At 38.7% G+C, this 17,844-nt stretch carries 11 protein-coding genes, 16 tRNA genes and 3 rRNA genes; 25 read left to right on the top strand and 5 right to left on the bottom strand.

Annotated elements, in window-relative coordinates:
- Both RGU12_RS08355 and perR read left to right on the top strand, forming a co-directional pair.
- Positions 1 to 549 carry a cob(I)yrinic acid a,c-diamide adenosyltransferase gene (locus RGU12_RS08355; RefSeq protein WP_309535659.1) on the top strand — a complete coding sequence of 183 codons (549 nt, stop codon included), beginning with the start codon at positions 1 to 3 and terminating at the stop codon, positions 547 to 549.
- A gap of 135 nt (positions 550 to 684) precedes the next feature.
- Positions 685 to 1,128 (top strand): peroxide-responsive transcriptional repressor PerR, encoded by a 444-nt coding sequence (gene perR, locus RGU12_RS08350; RefSeq protein ID WP_396232315.1) that lies wholly within the window; start codon positions 685 to 687, stop codon positions 1,126 to 1,128.
- 23 nt (positions 1,129 to 1,151) lie between these two features.
- On the opposite strand, the gene RGU12_RS08345 is transcribed toward perR, so the two are convergent.
- Positions 1,152 to 1,520, bottom strand: coding sequence for a YgzB family protein (locus tag RGU12_RS08345; RefSeq protein WP_309535657.1), 369 nt, complete (start codon positions 1,518 to 1,520; stop codon positions 1,152 to 1,154).
- A gap of 141 nt (positions 1,521 to 1,661) precedes the next feature.
- On the opposite strand from RGU12_RS08345, the gene RGU12_RS08340 reads away from it, so the two are divergent.
- From RGU12_RS08340 to RGU12_RS08245, 20 genes are all read left to right on the top strand, one after another.
- Positions 1,662 to 2,531 (top strand): nucleotidyltransferase-like protein, encoded by an 870-nt coding sequence (locus RGU12_RS08340; RefSeq protein WP_309535656.1) that lies wholly within the window; start codon positions 1,662 to 1,664, stop codon positions 2,529 to 2,531.
- 290 nt (positions 2,532 to 2,821) lie between these two features.
- Positions 2,822 to 4,373 (top strand): 16S ribosomal RNA (locus RGU12_RS08335).
- A 156-nt stretch (positions 4,374 to 4,529) separates the two neighbouring features.
- Positions 4,530 to 7,461, top strand: a 23S ribosomal RNA gene (locus RGU12_RS08330).
- Positions 7,462 to 7,558: 97 nt separating this feature from the next.
- Positions 7,559 to 7,674: ribosomal RNA gene (gene rrf / locus RGU12_RS08325) — 5S ribosomal RNA — on the top strand.
- The 16S, 23S and 5S rRNA genes sit together here with 16 tRNA genes alongside, the layout of an rRNA operon.
- A 10-nt stretch (positions 7,675 to 7,684) precedes the next feature.
- A tRNA-Asn gene (locus tag RGU12_RS08320) sits at positions 7,685 to 7,759 on the top strand.
- Positions 7,760 to 7,762: 3 nt separating this feature from the next.
- Positions 7,763 to 7,854 (top strand) — tRNA-Ser (locus RGU12_RS08315).
- Between the two features lie 34 nt (positions 7,855 to 7,888).
- Positions 7,889 to 7,963 (top strand) — tRNA-Glu (locus RGU12_RS08310).
- A gap of 4 nt (positions 7,964 to 7,967) precedes the next feature.
- A tRNA-Val gene (locus RGU12_RS08305) sits at positions 7,968 to 8,043 on the top strand.
- A gap of 23 nt (positions 8,044 to 8,066) precedes the next feature.
- A tRNA-Met gene (locus RGU12_RS08300) sits at positions 8,067 to 8,143 on the top strand.
- Positions 8,144 to 8,245: 102 nt separating this feature from the next.
- Positions 8,246 to 8,321 (top strand) — tRNA-Asp (locus RGU12_RS08295).
- A gap of 15 nt (positions 8,322 to 8,336) precedes the next feature.
- A tRNA-Phe gene (locus RGU12_RS08290) sits at positions 8,337 to 8,412 on the top strand.
- Between the two features lie 7 nt (positions 8,413 to 8,419).
- Positions 8,420 to 8,495: transfer RNA gene (locus tag RGU12_RS08285), tRNA-Thr, on the top strand.
- A gap of 16 nt (positions 8,496 to 8,511) precedes the next feature.
- Positions 8,512 to 8,596: transfer RNA gene (locus RGU12_RS08280), tRNA-Tyr, on the top strand.
- A gap of 31 nt (positions 8,597 to 8,627) precedes the next feature.
- Positions 8,628 to 8,701, top strand: a tRNA-Trp gene (locus tag RGU12_RS08275).
- A gap of 11 nt (positions 8,702 to 8,712) precedes the next feature.
- Positions 8,713 to 8,785 (top strand) — tRNA-His (locus tag RGU12_RS08270).
- A gap of 44 nt (positions 8,786 to 8,829) precedes the next feature.
- Positions 8,830 to 8,904 (top strand) — tRNA-Gln (locus tag RGU12_RS08265).
- A gap of 25 nt (positions 8,905 to 8,929) precedes the next feature.
- Positions 8,930 to 9,004 (top strand) — tRNA-Gly (locus RGU12_RS08260).
- Between the two features lie 2 nt (positions 9,005 to 9,006).
- Positions 9,007 to 9,080, top strand: a tRNA-Cys gene (locus tag RGU12_RS08255).
- A 37-nt stretch (positions 9,081 to 9,117) separates the two neighbouring features.
- Positions 9,118 to 9,203 (top strand) — tRNA-Leu (locus RGU12_RS08250).
- Positions 9,204 to 9,233: 30 nt separating this feature from the next.
- Positions 9,234 to 9,315, top strand: a tRNA-Leu gene (locus RGU12_RS08245).
- A 525-nt stretch (positions 9,316 to 9,840) separates the two neighbouring features.
- Here RGU12_RS08245 and RGU12_RS08240 read toward each other — a convergent pair.
- The 4 genes from RGU12_RS08240 to RGU12_RS08225 all read right to left on the bottom strand — a co-directional run bounded on the left by RGU12_RS08240 (position 9,841) and on the right by RGU12_RS08225 (position 13,207).
- Positions 9,841 to 10,956, bottom strand: a complete 1,116-nt coding sequence (locus RGU12_RS08240) for a site-specific integrase (RefSeq protein ID WP_309535655.1) — start codon at positions 10,954 to 10,956, stop codon at positions 9,841 to 9,843.
- Positions 10,957 to 11,028: 72 nt separating this feature from the next.
- Positions 11,029 to 11,748: a site-specific integrase gene (locus RGU12_RS08235; protein ID WP_309535654.1), complete on the bottom strand. Its 720-nt coding sequence runs from the start codon at positions 11,746 to 11,748 to the stop codon at positions 11,029 to 11,031.
- 209 nt (positions 11,749 to 11,957) lie between these two features.
- Positions 11,958 to 12,275, bottom strand: coding sequence for a DUF771 domain-containing protein (locus tag RGU12_RS08230; protein WP_309535653.1), 318 nt, complete (start codon positions 12,273 to 12,275; stop codon positions 11,958 to 11,960).
- A gap of 407 nt (positions 12,276 to 12,682) precedes the next feature.
- Positions 12,683 to 13,207, bottom strand: a complete 525-nt coding sequence (locus tag RGU12_RS08225; RefSeq protein ID WP_309535652.1) for a hypothetical protein — start codon at positions 13,205 to 13,207, stop codon at positions 12,683 to 12,685.
- Between the two features lie 263 nt (positions 13,208 to 13,470).
- On the opposite strand from RGU12_RS08225, the gene RGU12_RS08220 reads away from it, so the two are divergent.
- From RGU12_RS08220 to RGU12_RS08210, 3 genes are all read left to right on the top strand, one after another.
- On the top strand, positions 13,471 to 14,724 hold the full coding sequence (locus RGU12_RS08220) for a hypothetical protein (RefSeq protein ID WP_309535651.1): 1,254 nt from the start codon (positions 13,471 to 13,473) through the stop codon (positions 14,722 to 14,724).
- 65 nt (positions 14,725 to 14,789) lie between these two features.
- On the top strand, positions 14,790 to 15,608 hold the full coding sequence (locus RGU12_RS08215) for a hypothetical protein (protein WP_309535650.1): 819 nt from the start codon (positions 14,790 to 14,792) through the stop codon (positions 15,606 to 15,608).
- 172 nt (positions 15,609 to 15,780) lie between these two features.
- Entirely contained in the window at positions 15,781 to 17,841 is a 2,061-nt protein-coding gene (locus RGU12_RS08210) for an ATP-dependent nuclease (protein WP_309535649.1), read from the top strand.
- Positions 17,842 to 17,844: the final 3 nt, after the last annotated feature.

Raw genomic sequence — 17,844 nt, 5'->3', positions numbered from 1 at the left:
ATGAAAATCTATACAAAAACAGGGGATAAAGGGACAACCTCATTGGTATATGGGCAGCGGGTTTCAAAAACAGATTTACGTGTTGAAGCGTATGGAACATGTGATGAGGCAAATTCCATGATTGGATTAGCCTTAAGTCACCTTCATGAACTTCAATTCGAAGGCAAAGAAGAGCTTGAGCAGGTTTTTAAAAAAGTCCAAACGACCTTGTTTCACGTCGGTGCAGAGTTAGCGACACCTGCAGGGAAGGAAGTAAAGTGGAAGGTATCCGAAGAGGACATTACCTTATTGGAAGAAACAATTGATAAATGGGATGCTGAGAATCCTCCGCTTACAAACTTTGTTTTACCTGGTGGTAGTCAAGCGGGAGCAGCCCTTCATGTTGCAAGAACAATAGTGAGAAGAGCTGAAAGAAACGCTTTAGCTATTGGGGAAGATGTAAATCCATTGGTGAATTCTTACTTAAACCGCTTATCAGATTTTCTATTTGTTGCCGCGCGTTATGTTAACCATAATCTTGGCCATGGTGAACCTACACTCCATCAATGAAATAATCAGTAAAATAAGCGTATTTTAATGGGATTAGTCATATAGTAATGGTAGATATGTTGACAAAAGTAGTGTAAGCAAGATACACTAATTATAAGGATTATAAAGTAATAATGTTTACTAGAAAAGAGGTGCATGGCGGTGTCAGACAATCATTTGAAAGAAGCGCTTGATACGTTGAAAGGATCCGGAGTTCGAATCACTCCGCAACGTCATGCGATATTAGAGTATCTAATTCATTCAATGAGTCACCCGACTGCAGATGATATTTATAAAGCACTTGAAGGAAAGTTCCCTAACATGAGTGTCGCTACTGTGTACAACAATCTTCGTGTATTCCGTGAAGTTGGTTTAGTAAAGGAATTACCTTACGGAGATTCATCGAGCCGTTTTGATTTTATCACGACACAACACTATCATGTGATTTGTGAAGAGTGTGGTAAAATTGTGGACTTCCATTACCCAGGTTTAGATGAAGTGGAAGCGTTGGCTGCACATGTAACTGGCTTTAAAGTTAGTCATCATAGAATGGAAATTTACGGCTCGTGTCAAGAATGTCAAAAGAAAGCAGCACACTAAAAAAAGCTGATCAGGTCATCCTGTCAGCTTTTTTCTACTTTTTGATATTTTTTACTATTGTATTTCTCATCAAACTCTTTTCCTTCAAGCTCTGGATCAAGAGTTAATGGTTCTTTACAGTACATACACACATCCACACGGCCTAACATTTTAGTTGGCTTTTGGCAAGAAGGACAGACCACCTGGATGGTTCGAGTTGAAAGCATGCCGATCCAGAAATATACCACGGTACTTGCTAAAATAAAAATGAGACCAAGAATCATAAAGATTGTCATTAAGACAACATTTTCTCTAAAGAAGATTCCCCCGTACATGACAATAAATCCTGCAAAGATCAGAGCAAGAGCAAAAGAACGAATTTTATTAATTTTACTTGAATATTTTACACCCATTGTTAATCTAACCTCCTTTCTATACTATACAATAAAAAAAGAAAGATAAAAATAAAAAAAGATTCTACATAAAATGTGCAGGGTTTTATTTTTGGTGCGTCGAAATATATTAGCAATGGATTTGAATGGAGGAAATCAAAAATGGAGGATTTACTTCGACCTCTTTACCAAGAAAGAGCAAGCCAACCCAATACGCTAGGGATTATTCTGATCGAAAAGGGGAAGGATGCTTTTACACATACGGATCACTTTGACTTAGCCTTACTCGTAATCGTTAAAGAGGCAGAGAAAAATGTGTTTATTAAACATTATGACTACAATAAAAACAAAGCAACTTTGTATACAGTAAAAGAAAGTCAATTAAAAGAATGGCTTTTATTCGGTTCTAATCGAAAAATCGTAGACTGGATTATTAACGGAAAAGTTCTATTTGATCGAAATGAATATATTACTGACTTGAGGAACAAGCTGCATGAATTTCCGGCAGTGGAACGACAAATTAAAATGGGAATCGAATTTGCCAAACTAATTCGTCGGTACCAGGACGGTAAGGCATTTTTTAATGCAAACCAACATTTAGATGCCTATAATTATGTCATTCATGCACTTCATCATCTAGCACGGCTAGCTATTATTGAAAATGGCTTTCATCCTGAAATAACCGTCTGGACCCAAGTAAAACAAATTGATCCACAAATTTATAAATTATATATTGAACTCTTAGAAAGTGAAGAGACACTTGAAAAACGTTTGGAGCTTCTCTTCCTTGCAAGTGAATTTCTCATTCATTCTAGAGCAAAACGTGGAGCTAACCATATATTAAATGTTCTATCTCAAAGAAGTGGTTCTTGGACATTCGGGGAGATGATGGAAATTCCCGAGTTAAAAGTATACTCAGTGGATCTTGAAGTATATCTCGAATTCCTTGTAGATAAACACTTTATTAGTGTAGAAAAACTCGAAACAAAAGGAAAAGGTATCTACCATAGAACCTATAGTGTAAACAAGTAAAGTCCCAAAGCTCCTTCATCCTATTGAAGGGGTTTTTATTATTTTAATAAAATATTTGCATTTGGTGTTGACGGACAATCGATCCCCGTGTTATATTAGATTTCGCCGCTGAAAAAGAGAAATCAGCCGGTAAAACTTTTGAAAAATATTATTGACATTAATAAATCACCATGATATATTAATAAAGTCGCTTCTGAGAGGCGAGTCAAAAAAAGTTCTTTGAAAACTGAACACAATACAAGCGTCAACGTTAATTCTAAGTAACAAAACTTATTGAGCAATCAATACTCTTATTGGAGAGTTTGATCCTGGCTCAGGATGAACGCTGGCGGCGTGCCTAATACATGCAAGTCGAGCGAATCTGAGGGAGCTTGCTCCCAAAGATTAGCGGCGGACGGGTGAGTAACACGTGGGCAACCTGCCTGTAAGACTGGGATAACTTCGGGAAACCGGAGCTAATACCGGATAACATATGAGACCACATGGTCTCGTATTAAAAGATGGCTTTTAGCTATCACTTACAGATGGGCCCGCGGCGCATTAGCTAGTTGGTGAGGTAACGGCTCACCAAGGCGACGATGCGTAGCCGACCTGAGAGGGTGATCGGCCACACTGGGACTGAGACACGGCCCAGACTCCTACGGGAGGCAGCAGTAGGGAATCTTCCGCAATGGACGAAAGTCTGACGGAGCAACGCCGCGTGAGCGAAGAAGGTCTTCGGATCGTAAAGCTCTGTTGTTAGGGAAGAACAAGTATCGTTCGAATAGGGCGGTACCTTGACGGTACCTAACCAGAAAGCCACGGCTAACTACGTGCCAGCAGCCGCGGTAATACGTAGGTGGCAAGCGTTATCCGGAATTATTGGGCGTAAAGCGCGCGCAGGCGGTCCTTTAAGTCTGATGTGAAAGCCCACGGCTCAACCGTGGAGGGTCATTGGAAACTGGGGGACTTGAGTGCAGAAGAGGAGAGCGGAATTCCACGTGTAGCGGTGAAATGCGTAGAGATGTGGAGGAACACCAGTGGCGAAGGCGGCTCTCTGGTCTGTAACTGACGCTGAGGCGCGAAAGCGTGGGGAGCGAACAGGATTAGATACCCTGGTAGTCCACGCCGTAAACGATGAGTGCTAAGTGTTAGAGGGTTTCCGCCCTTTAGTGCTGCAGCAAACGCATTAAGCACTCCGCCTGGGGAGTACGGTCGCAAGACTGAAACTCAAAGGAATTGACGGGGGCCCGCACAAGCGGTGGAGCATGTGGTTTAATTCGAAGCAACGCGAAGAACCTTACCAGGTCTTGACATCCTCTGACACTCCTAGAGATAGGACTTTCCCCTTCGGGGGACAGAGTGACAGGTGGTGCATGGTTGTCGTCAGCTCGTGTCGTGAGATGTTGGGTTAAGTCCCGCAACGAGCGCAACCCTTGATCTTAGTTGCCAGCATTTAGTTGGGCACTCTAAGGTGACTGCCGGTGACAAACCGGAGGAAGGTGGGGATGACGTCAAATCATCATGCCCCTTATGACCTGGGCTACACACGTGCTACAATGGATGGTACAAAGGGCAGCAAAACCGCGAGGTTAAGCCAATCCCATAAAACCATTCTCAGTTCGGATTGCAGGCTGCAACTCGCCTGCATGAAGCCGGAATCGCTAGTAATCGCGGATCAGCATGCCGCGGTGAATACGTTCCCGGGCCTTGTACACACCGCCCGTCACACCACGAGAGTTTGTAACACCCGAAGTCGGTGGGGTAACCGTAAGGAGCCAGCCGCCTAAGGTGGGACAGATGATTGGGGTGAAGTCGTAACAAGGTAGCCGTATCGGAAGGTGCGGCTGGATCACCTCCTTTCTAAGGAAACTGAAGTTCTACGAACTTCATAAAAAGACGCTTTGTATTGTGGTCAGTTTTGAGAGTGCTTTTGTACTTTCAGATTCGTTCTTTGAAAACTAGATAACGTAACAAAACATTCATTGAAGTAGTAATAGTTCTTTTATAATTAACTTAGGTTAAGTTATGAAGGGCGCACGGTGGATGCCTTGGCACTAGGAGCCGATGAAGGACGGTACTAACACCGATATGCTTCGGGGAGCTGTAAGTAAGCATTGATCCGAAGATTTCCGAATGGGGAAACCCACTGCTCGTAATGGGGCAGTATCCTTACCTGAATACATAGGGTAAGAGAAGGTAGACCCGGGGAACTGAAACATCTTAGTACCCGGAGGAAGAGAAAGCAAACGCGATTTCCTGAGTAGCGGCGAGCGAAACGGAAGATAGCCCAAACCAAGAGGCTTGCCTCTTGGGGTTGTAGGACACTCTATACGGAGTTACAAAAGAGCGAAGTAGACGAAGCGACCTGGAAAGGTCCGTCAGAGAAGGTAACAACCCTGTAGTCGAAACTTCGTTCTCTCTTGAGTGGATCCTGAGTACGGCGGGACACGTGAAATCCCGTCGGAAGCTGGGAGGACCATCTCCCAAGGCTAAATACTCCCTAGTGACCGATAGTGAACCAGTACCGTGAGGGAAAGGTGAAAAGCACCCCGGGAGGGGAGTGAAATAGAACCTGAAACCGTGTGCCTACAAGTAGTCAAAGCACATTTATGTGTGATGGCGTGCCTTTTGTAGAATGAACCGGCGAGTTACGATCCCGTGCAAGGTTAAGTTGAAGAGACGGAGCCGCAGCGAAAGCGAGTCTGAATAGGGCGATATAGTACGTGGTCGTAGACCCGAAACCAGGTGATCTACCCATGTCCAGGGTGAAGTTCAGGTAACACTGAATGGAGGCCCGAACCCACGCACGTTGAAAAGTGCGGGGATGAGGTGTGGGTAGCGGAGAAATTCCAATCGAACTTGGAGATAGCTGGTTCTCTCCGAAATAGCTTTAGGGCTAGCCTCGAGTATAGAGTCTTGGAGGTAGAGCACTGATTGGACTAGGGGCCCTCATCGGGTTACCGAATTCAGTCAAACTCCGAATGCCAAAGACTTGATTCTCGGGAGTCAGACTGCGAGTGATAAGATCCGTAGTCAAGAGGGAAACAGCCCAGACCACCAGCTAAGGTCCCAAAGTATACGTTAAGTGGAAAAGGATGTGGAGTTGCTTAGACAACCAGGATGTTGGCTTAGAAGCAGCCACCATTTAAAGAGTGCGTAATAGCTCACTGGTCGAGTGACTCTGCGCCGAAAATGTACCGGGGCTAAACGTATCACCGAAGCTGTGGATTGTTCTTACGAACAATGGTAGGAGAGCGTTCTAAGTGCAGCGAAGTCAGACCGAGAGGACTGGTGGAGCGCTTAGAAGTGAGAATGCCGGTATGAGTAGCGAAAGAGGGGTGAGAATCCCCTCCACCGAATGCCTAAGGTTTCCTGAGGAAGGCTCGTCCGCTCAGGGTTAGTCGGGACCTAAGCCGAGGCTGAAAAGCGTAGGCGATGGACAACAGGTTGAAATTCCTGTACCACCTCATTACCGTTTGAGCAATGGAGGGACGCAGGAGGATAGGGTAAGCGCGCTGTTGGATATGCGCGTCCAAGCAGTTAGACTGGTAAGTAGGCAAATCCGCTTACCGTAAGGTTGAGCTGTGATGGCGAGGGAAATATAGTACCGAAGTTCCTGATTCCACACTGCCAAGAAAAGCTTCTAGCGAGGTAGAAGGTGCCCGTACCGCAAACCGACACAGGTAGGCGAGGAGAGAATCCTAAGGTGATCGAGAGAACTCTCGTTAAGGAACTCGGCAAAATGACCCCGTAACTTCGGGAGAAGGGGTGCTTTTTAGGGTGAATAGCCCTGAAAAGCCGCAGTGAATAGGCCCAGGCGACTGTTTAGCAAAAACACAGGTCTCTGCGAAGCCGCAAGGCGAAGTATAGGGGCTGACACCTGCCCGGTGCTGGAAGGTTAAGAGGAGGGGTTAGCGCAAGCGAAGCTCTGAATCGAAGCCCCAGTAAACGGCGGCCGTAACTATAACGGTCCTAAGGTAGCGAAATTCCTTGTCAGGTAAGTTCTGACCCGCACGAAAGGTGTAACGATCTGGGCACTGTCTCAACGAGAGACTCGGTGAAATTATAGTACCTGTGAAGATGCAGGTTACCCGCGACAGGACGGAAAGACCCCGTGGAGCTTTACTGCAACCTGATATTGAATTTTGGTACAGCTTGTACAGGATAGGTAGGAGCCTTGGAAGCCGGAGCGCCAGCTTCGGTGGAGGCGTCGGTGGGATACTACCCTGGCTGTATTGAAATTCTAACCCGAAGGCCTTATCGGCCTTGGAGACAGTGTCAGGTGGGCAGTTTGACTGGGGCGGTCGCCTCCTAAAAAGTAACGGAGGCGCCCAAAGGTTCCCTCAGAATGGTTGGAAATCATTCGTAGAGTGTAAAGGCACAAGGGAGCTTGACTGCGAGACCTACAAGTCGAGCAGGGACGAAAGTCGGGCTTAGTGATCCGGTGGTTCCGCATGGAAGGGCCATCGCTCAACGGATAAAAGCTACCCCGGGGATAACAGGCTTATCTCCCCCAAGAGTCCACATCGACGGGGAGGTTTGGCACCTCGATGTCGGCTCATCGCATCCTGGGGCTGTAGTCGGTCCCAAGGGTTGGGCTGTTCGCCCATTAAAGCGGTACGCGAGCTGGGTTCAGAACGTCGTGAGACAGTTCGGTCCCTATCCGTCGTGGGCGTAGGAAATTTGAGAGGAGCTGTCCTTAGTACGAGAGGACCGGGATGGACACACCGCTGGTGTACCAGTTGTCCTGCCAAGGGCATAGCTGGGTAGCTATGTGTGGAAGGGATAAGTGCTGAAAGCATCTAAGCATGAAGCCCCCCTCAAGATGAGATTTCCCATAGTGTTAAACTAGTAAGATCCCTCGAAGATGACGAGGTTGATAGGTCAGAGGTGGAAGCATGGTGACATGTGCAGCTGACTGATACTAATCGATCGAGGACTTAACCAAAATCATGAATGTTGAGCGTTATCTAGTTTTGAAGGAATGAAATTTTCTTCTTGAATTATCTTCTAAAGATAGTATAATAATACTTGTCTTTACTTTATCTAGTGACGATGGCGAGAAGGTCACACCCGTTCCCATACCGAACACGGAAGTTAAGCTTCTCAGCGCCGATGGTAGTTGGGACTTTGTCCCTGTGAGAGTAGGACGTCGCTAGGTTTTGTAACATTCCGCAGTAGCTCAGTGGTAGAGCTATCGGCTGTTAACCGATCGGTCGTAGGTTCGAATCCTACCTGCGGAGCCATTTGGAGAGCTGTCCGAGTGGTCGAAGGAGCACGATTGGAAATCGTGTAGGCGGTCAACACTGTCTCAAGGGTTCAAATCCCTTGCTCTCCGCCATTACTTTTAAATGTATGTTTTAAAAAGGCAAGTTGGCCCGTTGGTCAAGCGGTTAAGACACCGCCCTTTCACGGCGGTAACACGGGTTCGAATCCCGTACGGGTCACCATATTGGAGGATTAGCTCAGCTGGGAGAGCACCTGCCTTACAAGCAGGGGGTCGGCGGTTCGATCCCGTCATCCTCCACCATTTAAATAAATGTTTTCTATTATCGCGGGGTGGAGCAGTCTGGTAGCTCGTCGGGCTCATAACCCGAAGGTCGTAGGTTCAAATCCTGCCCCCGCAACCAAAAAAACAACTGAAAAAGTTGTTGACTAGATTAAAAAGATATAGTAAGATAATATTTGTCTTGAAATAAAAGACGAAATATTTAATCTAATTTCCTAATAATGGTCCCGTGGTGTAGCGGTTAACATGCCTGCCTGTCACGCAGGAGATCGCCGGTTCGATCCCGGTCGGGACCGCCATTATAATACATATGTGGCTCAGTAGCTCAGTCGGTAGAGCAAAGGACTGAAAATCCTTGTGTCGGCGGTTCGATTCCGTCCTGAGCCACCATATTTATGCCGGTGTAGCTCAGTTGGTAGAGCAACTGACTTGTAATCAGTAGGTCGTGGGTTCGACTCCTATCGCCGGCACCATTTTTATTTTAATAGTGGAGGGGTAGCGAAGTGGCTAAACGCGGCGGACTGTAAATCCGCTCCCTCCGGGTTCGGCGGTTCGAATCCGTCCCCCTCCACCATTTTAAAAATAATTGTAACAATTTATAGTGTAGGGGTATAGTTTAAAGGTAGAACGAAGGTCTCCAAAACCTTTGGTGTGGGTTCGATTCCTACTACCCCTGCCAACTTAATTATGGCGGCTGTGGCGAAGTGGTTAACGCATCGGATTGTGGTTCCGACATTCGTGGGTTCGATTCCCATCAGCCGCCCCTTTGTTTTATAACAAAGTTTTCATGTTATGTAGCTTCGTTATTGGGCTATAGCCAAGCGGTAAGGCAACGGACTTTGACTCCGTCATTCGTAGGTTCGAATCCTGCTAGCCCAGCCATTTTCTTTATTAGAACATATATTATGCGGAAGTAGTTCAGTGGTAGAACACCACCTTGCCAAGGTGGGGGTCGCGGGTTCGAATCCCGTCTTCCGCTCCAATGGCGGCATAGCCAAGTGGTAAGGCAGAGGTCTGCAAAACCTTTACCACCGGTTCGAATCCGGTTGCCGCCTCCATTATTTTAAAATGTATGTAAGTGCTTTTCTATATATTGCCGGGGTGGCGGAACTGGCAGACGCACAGGACTTAAAATCCTGCGGTAGGTGACTACCGTACCGGTTCGATTCCGGTCCTCGGCATCTTCAGATGTCTTTTTTCTTTCTATATACGCCGGTGTGGCGGAATTGGCAGACGCGCACGACTCAAAATCGTGTTCCTTCTGGAGTGTCGGTTCGACCCCGACCACCGGTATCTTTGAATGATTTTGATTAAGTATGAAAGATATGATAAAAGCTCAAGAACGTTGATATACCAATGTTCTTGAGCTTTTTTATATAATTTGTCAAAGATACAATTCGAAACAATTTCATTTAATTTTACACCATTTTTTACACCATTTTGCACCGCTTTATTAATAAAGTTATTTATAATTTAAATGTAGATTCATCTTGTTTTATCAAGCTATGCAGCAATTTTGTTATTAATTATTTTAGCTCGAACTTATGATTTATAGGATCCTTTTTACACAATCACTAGCTATAATTGAATTGATTTTATTAATAAAGTGAAACTTCTACCAGTCGATGTTCTCCTCATCCTCCACTGATGGCTAATTGAACCAATCGGGCCTTTACGTGTAGTTGATGCCCCACCTAGCTTCCTTGTGTACTCACGGATCTTGAGGTAGGGGGTTACTGCCCGTAATGGCGTGATAAATAGTTGTAATTACCCAATTAAAAAGAGCATCTAATCGAGTAAAATTAGATGCTCTTATGTCTATTGATTATCTTTCATATTATTAAATATTGCTACAGTATTTTTTGAATCTTTTTCATGTAATTCTTTAGTCAAATGGGTATAGTGTTTATGAGTTGTTTCAACATCTTTATGCCCTAAACGCTTACTAACATAGTAGATAGAGACACCATGAGATAGTAATACACTGGCATGGGTATGTCTTAAACCATGAACCGTAATTGGATTAAGTCCTAGATTGGTTAAAGTTTTCTTTAATAATTTATTGGCCAAGGTGTTGCTAATTACTTTATATTTAGAACTTGGACTAAAGAAAACCAATTTATCTGAATTAGGTTTTAATGTCTTGAGAAGTTTTTTAAATTCATTCATTGTAATTTCATCAATACTTATTGTACGATTTGAACTCTCATTTTTTGTAGGGCCAAATCCTTTTGGCATCCGGTTATTATAACCCCAAGTTTTATTAATATTAATCGTATTTGAGTTAAAATCAAAATCATTAACAGTAAGACCTACTAATTCTTCATAACGTAATCCTGATGTTAATGCTAATAATAGTATATAATAACCCAGACCACTGCTGAGTTTCTTTAAAAGTTCATTAAATAGAATTTCGCTTTCTTTTACGTCCAGATATTTGTCATTAGCTTTTTTTGCTTGAGTTGTAAAATATAATATTGTGCCTTCAGTAAAATTGTACGGGATAATTTGATCTCTTACTGCATATTTAAGACAGGAACGTATATGTGAATTTACTTTTTCAACAGTTTGTTTCGATTTACCTTCACCAAATTCATTTAAAAATTCTTGATAGTGGTTATGAGTAATTTTTTGTAAAGGTGTACTTCCAAAATATTCTTTAATAGCTCTAGCGGTATAATTATAGTGTAATCTAGTTGAGTGAGCTACCTTCTTTTTATAAAGATCAACCCACTGTTTAAAATAGTTGTCAAATGGAACTGGTGTTAAATAAGGTACAATTCCTTTTGCTAACTTCACTTCAATTTCTGCTGCAGCAACACTTGCTTCTTTTGCGCTGCTAAATCCGCCTTTTCGGATTAGTTGTGTTTTTCCATTAACAGTGTGACTAATAGTGTATTGAAATTTTTTTCCTCTTTTTTGTATTGATGCCAAACCTTTCATCTCACTTTCATTTTAATGAAAGGGTGTATATCTTGTATTTTTTCTCTCTCTATTTTTTAATTATTAAGGGTGTAATATATTTTTAGTTGTTATAGTGCTACTATGACCTAGACGTTCAGAAATGTATTTTAACGATAACCCCTTGGTGAGTAAAATACTTGCGTGAGTTCGTCTTAGATCGTTTACATTTACAGGTTCAATATCAAGGTTTAATAGAACTTTCTTTAATAAAATATCAATTGCTTGTTTATTAATAACTTTGTATTTGTTTTTGGGATAGCGGAATATTAAATCCTTGTTATTTGATTTATTTGTTTTGAATAGTTCTTTAAATCTACTCATTATAATTTTATCGCCTTTAATAATCCGATTACCTGATAAACTTCTTATGGGAAATATAGTGCCATCAGGATGATATGATTTATATATATTAATGGTGTTATTATTAAAATCAAAGTCTTCGGAAGTGAGTGCTACAGCCTCTGAATATCGAATACCTGTAGTAAGGATTAGTAATAATATATAATATCCTAATCCTTTATCAAGATTATTAAATAACTCTTTATATAATTTTTCATATTCCTCTTCGTTCAATAATTTTTTTCGTGTAGCAATATTTGGTTTTCTATTTTGTTTTTTAACTTTCGCTTCATGTTTTGTTGCTTCGGCTTTTGCTTCTTTCTTGGAAAGAAAACCACCTTTTCTAATAAGTTTTCTTTTACCTTCAATTGTGCAACTAATTGTATATTGCCATTTGTCTCCGCGTTTTTTTAAATATGCCACTCTTTGATCACCTCGTATATTAATAATTTCGTCTATTCTTCTTCCAACTGTGAATCTGTTAAAGGTATTTGTATGAATCCTCCTTTCGTTTATAATTTAAGTTTAATTTATCTTTTACATTTGTAGAAATAAGATTTTGATACACCATGTCTGTAAAAGTCTATTTCTCAAAATTTTAGTTTTGATGTAAAATGAAAGGTTAATCATTTTTATGAAAAAATTTCTTCAAAGTATTCATCAAGAAATTTTGCCATGTCTGTTGCTTTAAAAGTCCATATTTGTCCTTTTGCCTTGGGATAAAACACAAATCCACCATACTCAACATCTAAAATCTTACGAAATCTACTTGGATATAGTATATTTTCTTTAATCCACTCGTGTTTTCGATTTATTTTACCTTCTAGATCTTTCATATTCCAATACACACCTTGCAGCTCATTTTGTTTTAATTCTTCATACTCCACTTTTTTGATAATGATTGAATCCTCCGGTACTGGAATGTTTAATGTAACTGATAATTGTTGCATTTTTTATAGCCTCCATTATTATTAGTGAATTTTAATAAAACAAAAAAACCCCAATGAGTAGATTCATACCAGTTATATGAATCTAGCAACATTGGGGTTTTCCCTTAGTTTTTATTAAGTTATTAACATATTAATACATAATTTTGGTTTTTGCAAGGAGAAAGCAAAAAAATTCTAAAACCTATACTGACACTAATGTAGAATTAAGGAATCAAATATATCCTTTTATAGTTACTTGGACTTAACCGTAACCATATAAATTACTTCTAGCTACGGCTTTGGCGTTAAAGTAAATGTTGCTATTTGACATACTTTCTAAGAAATTTGTAAAATTCCTTGTTATCTAGTTGACGTAATTCCGATATGAAGTAAATCCCTCTATATTTTTCCAATTCATAATCACTGATTTAACAGTCGGTGTTATCATAATCAATATAGGATTCTTTATTTGATAATATTACAGATTTTAAAATATCATCGTAATCTTCTGGTTCATTACTATAGTAAACTTTTTCTATATTAGAATTGTAATTCCAAACAATATAAATATACTTGTCATGTTCAAGCCATTTCTTTTTCTCCTTTTCTGCTGCTTCTTTATCTCCTAAAAAGATAAGCGGATCCACTTCCGTTTCAAGTTCAAAAACTTCAGTTATATGATATAAATGATAACCGGCAGTCCAGTGCAGGCCTACAAAAACATAAAGACCTTTACCTTTCCACTTAATATCTAATAATGAAGAAATATCTGTTCCCTCTTCTTTGTAAATATCTAAAGTCACTTTATCAAAATATTCATCCTTTAAATAATTTACTGCCTGTTCTTTAAGCTCAGTGATTGTATTTACAAAAAATATACCATCAATATTTTCTTCGTTTAAATCCATCATTTCTTCATAAAGTGCTTCATAATGACCATTATCTAATACCATCGTTGTTAACATCCCTTCAAATTTTGAAATATTATACTTTCAAATGTTTTATATTCGAAGAGAGATTAATGCATATTTTATTATATTGATTAGTTTATAATAATATTAACATTTATATTAGAAGTCTGAGGAAACATTGGGATGTATCAATAAGGGCTATGATAATGAGACAAGTAAGGTCAACCACCGGAGAATACTTATTGCAAGGGATTAATATATCGAAATGATTTCTGAGATTATTTTAAACTTAGGGGGAAGTATGAGTGAATGGAAAATGGGTAAAAGAAAATCCTGATTTTTTTAAGAAAAATAAGCTAGATGGATTAATAGTTTTGAAAGGTAACAGTGATATAAAAGAGGAATTTACAAAATATGCCGTAATGTTTAAAGAGTCTGCGCATCTGATTACTGAACATATTTTTGCAAAGGCAGATGTTAGTAAATTGGATACATATTTCTTTTCTCTAGCATATCTTTACCGGCATAGCCTTGAGCTACTTCTTAAAGCAATAGGGTTTAAATACATTTTGGATATAGAGAACAGAAAAGACTTTATAAAAGAAACGTTTCATAATTTATCATCGCTTCTTGAAGCAGTGCATCCACACATAGAAGATAATGTATTAAGAAATTATGAGGCTTTTCAATGGCTTGAAGCATTTTTCGAAAAAATGAATGATATTGATAAGGAATCGGATTCGTTTAGATATCCATTTGGAATAACAATAAAAAGAGAACCCTTTGGCAACCAAAAGCATTTTGGTATTAAATCGTTTTTTGAAAAGCAGACACATATTAATTTATTCGCCTTTGCTAATAAGATGGAGATAGCATTTGAAATTTTAGAGAGTTATTTGCTGGAGATAGATCTAAAAAATGAGTTGTTTAAAGAATATAAACCAGTATTTTTAGAAGAAGGTGGAGACTATTATTACCAAAGTGTAATTGGTTATTCATATAATAAAGAAAAATTTTACCCATATGTGAAAGCCTATACTGAATCAGCTGATTTTCTTTATGAATGTATGATAAAAGATAGAAAACTAAATGAGTTGCTTTTTATTCCAATGTGCTATCTTTATAGAAACGCAATTGAACTTGCGATGAAGGAAATCTTATTTGAAGAGTGTTCATATAGCTTTCAAAAAGCAGTAGGATTAATGAATAAGAGGAAACATAGTATTTTAGGTTTATGGAATTCAATAAAAGAGGATATTATAAAACATGCTCAGGCTCCAAAAGAAGATACGACGTTAGCTAATGTAGAAAAGTATATTAAACAACTTCATAAAATTGATGGACAAGCAGACAAGTTTCGGTATCCAACAGATAAATATATGAATTTACACTTTAAAACTTCTAAGAAATTGGATATAGAAAATGTAGTAAATTTTTTTGGTGAATTAGCTAATTTTTTAAGCGGTGTGTGTATGATGATGTCTGCTCATAATGAATGGTTAGCTGAAATGGAAGCTGAGTATAGGAGTGAAATGGAAATTTATAATAGAGACTACTGAGAGAAGGTACATTGGTTAAAGCAGATATAAACAATTGTAATATCCAGTGTGTAGAGGTGATTTAATTGTCAATCGTATTTGATGAACTTAGTTTACTCGATAACGCCATAGATTCATTAAAGCATGGCTTAGCCCACATTATTGATTATGAGGAAAAACGGGATATTTCAGACATTAAACAAGGTATTATGAACTTGGTTAATGCTATTGACCTGTTCATACTAGAAAAGGTCAGACAGAAGGACGAAAAACTAATATACGAAAATGAGAAACATGATAAATACGGTATTGGCTATAGGCAAACAATTAAAGCGGAAAAAGCATATCGACTTATAAAGGGGGAAGTTGATCAGATTACGGAAGAAGAATTTAAGGCATATGATATATTGAAGATACTACGTAATTCAGCTACTCATTCCACATTCTCTTATGGTAAAGATCGTGAACATAATATTATATTTTTGATGCATTATATTGCAAGATTTCTTGAAAATGAATTAGAGATGGACTTACAGGACTTGATTGAAGAAGATGTATTTAAATTTTACCATAAAAAAATTCGTGATTTGGATTATGGAGAAGTTCTTCAAGAACGTATGTATGCTGCAATTGAATCTGAAATTTCTCTTCTTAATTTTTCCTCTGTAAAAGATGGGGGGACACCTGTAGTTGCTGAATGGAACTGTCATGAGTGTGAGCGTGAGGGAATATCGTTAGATGAAGATCTGGCTCCATATGGACACTGTGCATATTGTGGACATGAACATAGAATAGGGACTTGTGATGTGTGCGGGATTCAATTCGATGTGGATTGGGAAGGACAGGAGTATGAAGATGGATTAAGTTTATGTGAATATCATTCGGATATTAATAATTTTGATTGATTATTTTTGTCTACATATTGATTTTCTGAAAGAAGGTTGGAATTTAATAGATTAAGGTACTGTCTAAAGTATTTATTGAAAAAGGAAATACGGTCCCTATCTAGTAAGCACTAAGCAGAGATTATCTGGAACAATATAAAAACTAGTTTGGAAAAATGAGAGAGTGATAATTTTGTATTTGAGTGAACTTAGATTATGGAATTTTAGAAAGTATGGAAGTATAAATGATGGTCCCGGATTAATAGTTCCGTTTAATAATGGACTAAATTTGTTAGTTGGAGAAAATGATTCTGGTAAATCTGCAATAATAGACGCTATTAAGTATATATTGGGAACCCAAAGTAATGATTTTCAACGAATTAGTGAAAAGGACTTCTATAAGCCTGTAGGGGGGAAAAGAACTACAGAATTAAAAATTGAATGTATTTTTAAAGACTTCTCTCCAATGGAGGCAGGTAATTTTATAGAGTGGCTAAATTTTGATGAAGAGGATAAATATGAATTACAAATCAGACTAAAAGCAAAGTTTGTTGGAAACAGGATTACCGTAGATATTAGAGCGGGCATAGAAGGGGCTGACATTCAGCTTGATGGAGCTGCTAGGGAATTATTGAGAACTACGTATTTAAAACCATTAAGAGATGCTGAACATGAGTTAACTCCGGGGTATCGTTCAAGACTAGCACAAATTTTAAAAAGCCACGACTTATTCCAAGTTAAAGAAGATGATAACCATCCGTTAGTATATTTTTTTAAAAAAGCAAATGAGCAAATTAATGATTATTTCTCTAAGGATAAGATTATTATAGAGGATTCAAATGAACAGCAGGTTATTACTTCAACAGGGAGTAAAATAAGTGTTACTTTGAATCAATTTTTAAAAGAATTTTTTCCAGAAGGAGAACAATCTAAAGCTGTTTTTAGCATATCTGATGTAGAGCTTACGGATGTTCTAAAAAAATTAAGTTTAATAATAGATGATAATACTTCTGGATTAGGTTCTTTAAATCTTTTATTTATTGCTACGGAGCTATTACTGCTTCAAGATAATTCAATGAATGGCTTAAAATTAGCATTAATTGAAGAAATAGAGGCACATCTACACCCACAAGCACAGCTAAGACTAATTGACTTTCTTCAAAATATTAAAACGAAGGGTCAGTTTATTTTAACCACTCACAGTACTACGTTAGCATCTTCTATTAATCTTAAAAACTTAATCATCTGTAGGGATAATCAAGTTTATCCAATGGGTCCAGAATATACACAATTGGCTGAGGATGATTATAGTTTCTTAGAGAGGTTTTTAGATGCAACTAAATCAAACTTGTTTTTTGCAAGAGGAGTAATGTTAGTTGAAGGAGACGCTGAAAACCTTTTACTTCCTACAATTGCAAAAATAATAGAGAAGCCTCTACATAAATATGGGATATCCATTGTAAACGTTGGAAGTACGGCATTTTTAAGATACGCTAAGATTTTTATGCGAAAAGATGAGAAAAAAATGAATATTCCTGTTGCAATTATTACTGATTTAGATGTACGACCAATAGAATACTATAATGATAAAGAACTAACTACAGATATTTTCTGTATCACAGATTCGAACATTGATCAGTTTAAAGAATTAAGTCAGGATATAGAGTTCCACAAAATAAAGAATGTAGTATTTGAAAGTAAGACTAGTTTTGAAGAAGCTATAAGAAGTGTTAACAAAAAAGGCAGATTGCCAAATGGTTTTAAGGATCAGTATGAGAAGTTTTCTAAATTTAAACTAGGTCCTGATTTTATTGAAATGTTGAAAACAAAAAAATACAAAAAAAAGGAAGGAAGTCTTTCAGAAGATAATGTAAAGGTATTTGTTTCGTCGAATTGGACATTAGAATATGATTTTGCTTTAAGTGAATTAAAAGATTACATATTAGGATCAATTTTATCTGCAAAAATAGAAGCCAACAAGGGTGTAGTAGTCAATGATGATATTTTTGATGATCTGATTGAAGATGAGATAAAAAATCTCAAAACTTATTGGAGTCAGCAAAGATATTCTGATGAAAAGGTAGCTTACGAGATTTATAAATATTTGTTGAATGGACAAGCTTCAAAAGCAATAACTGCCCAATATTTTGCGCAAAAATTAGTTAAAGAAAAAGTAGATAAATCAAAATTGATTAGTGATCCAAACATAAAATACTTGGCTCAAGCAATTGAGTATGTGACTAAGGGGGAGTAGTTA

Origin of the sequence: Ferdinandcohnia sp. QZ13 (assembly GCF_031324165.1) — a bacterium.
Taxonomy (GTDB): domain Bacteria; phylum Bacillota; class Bacilli; order Bacillales; family Bacillaceae_L; genus Ferdinandcohnia.
The sequence above is the reverse complement of the archived record's forward strand: the minus strand, read 5'-3'. Positions and strand labels throughout refer to the sequence as shown.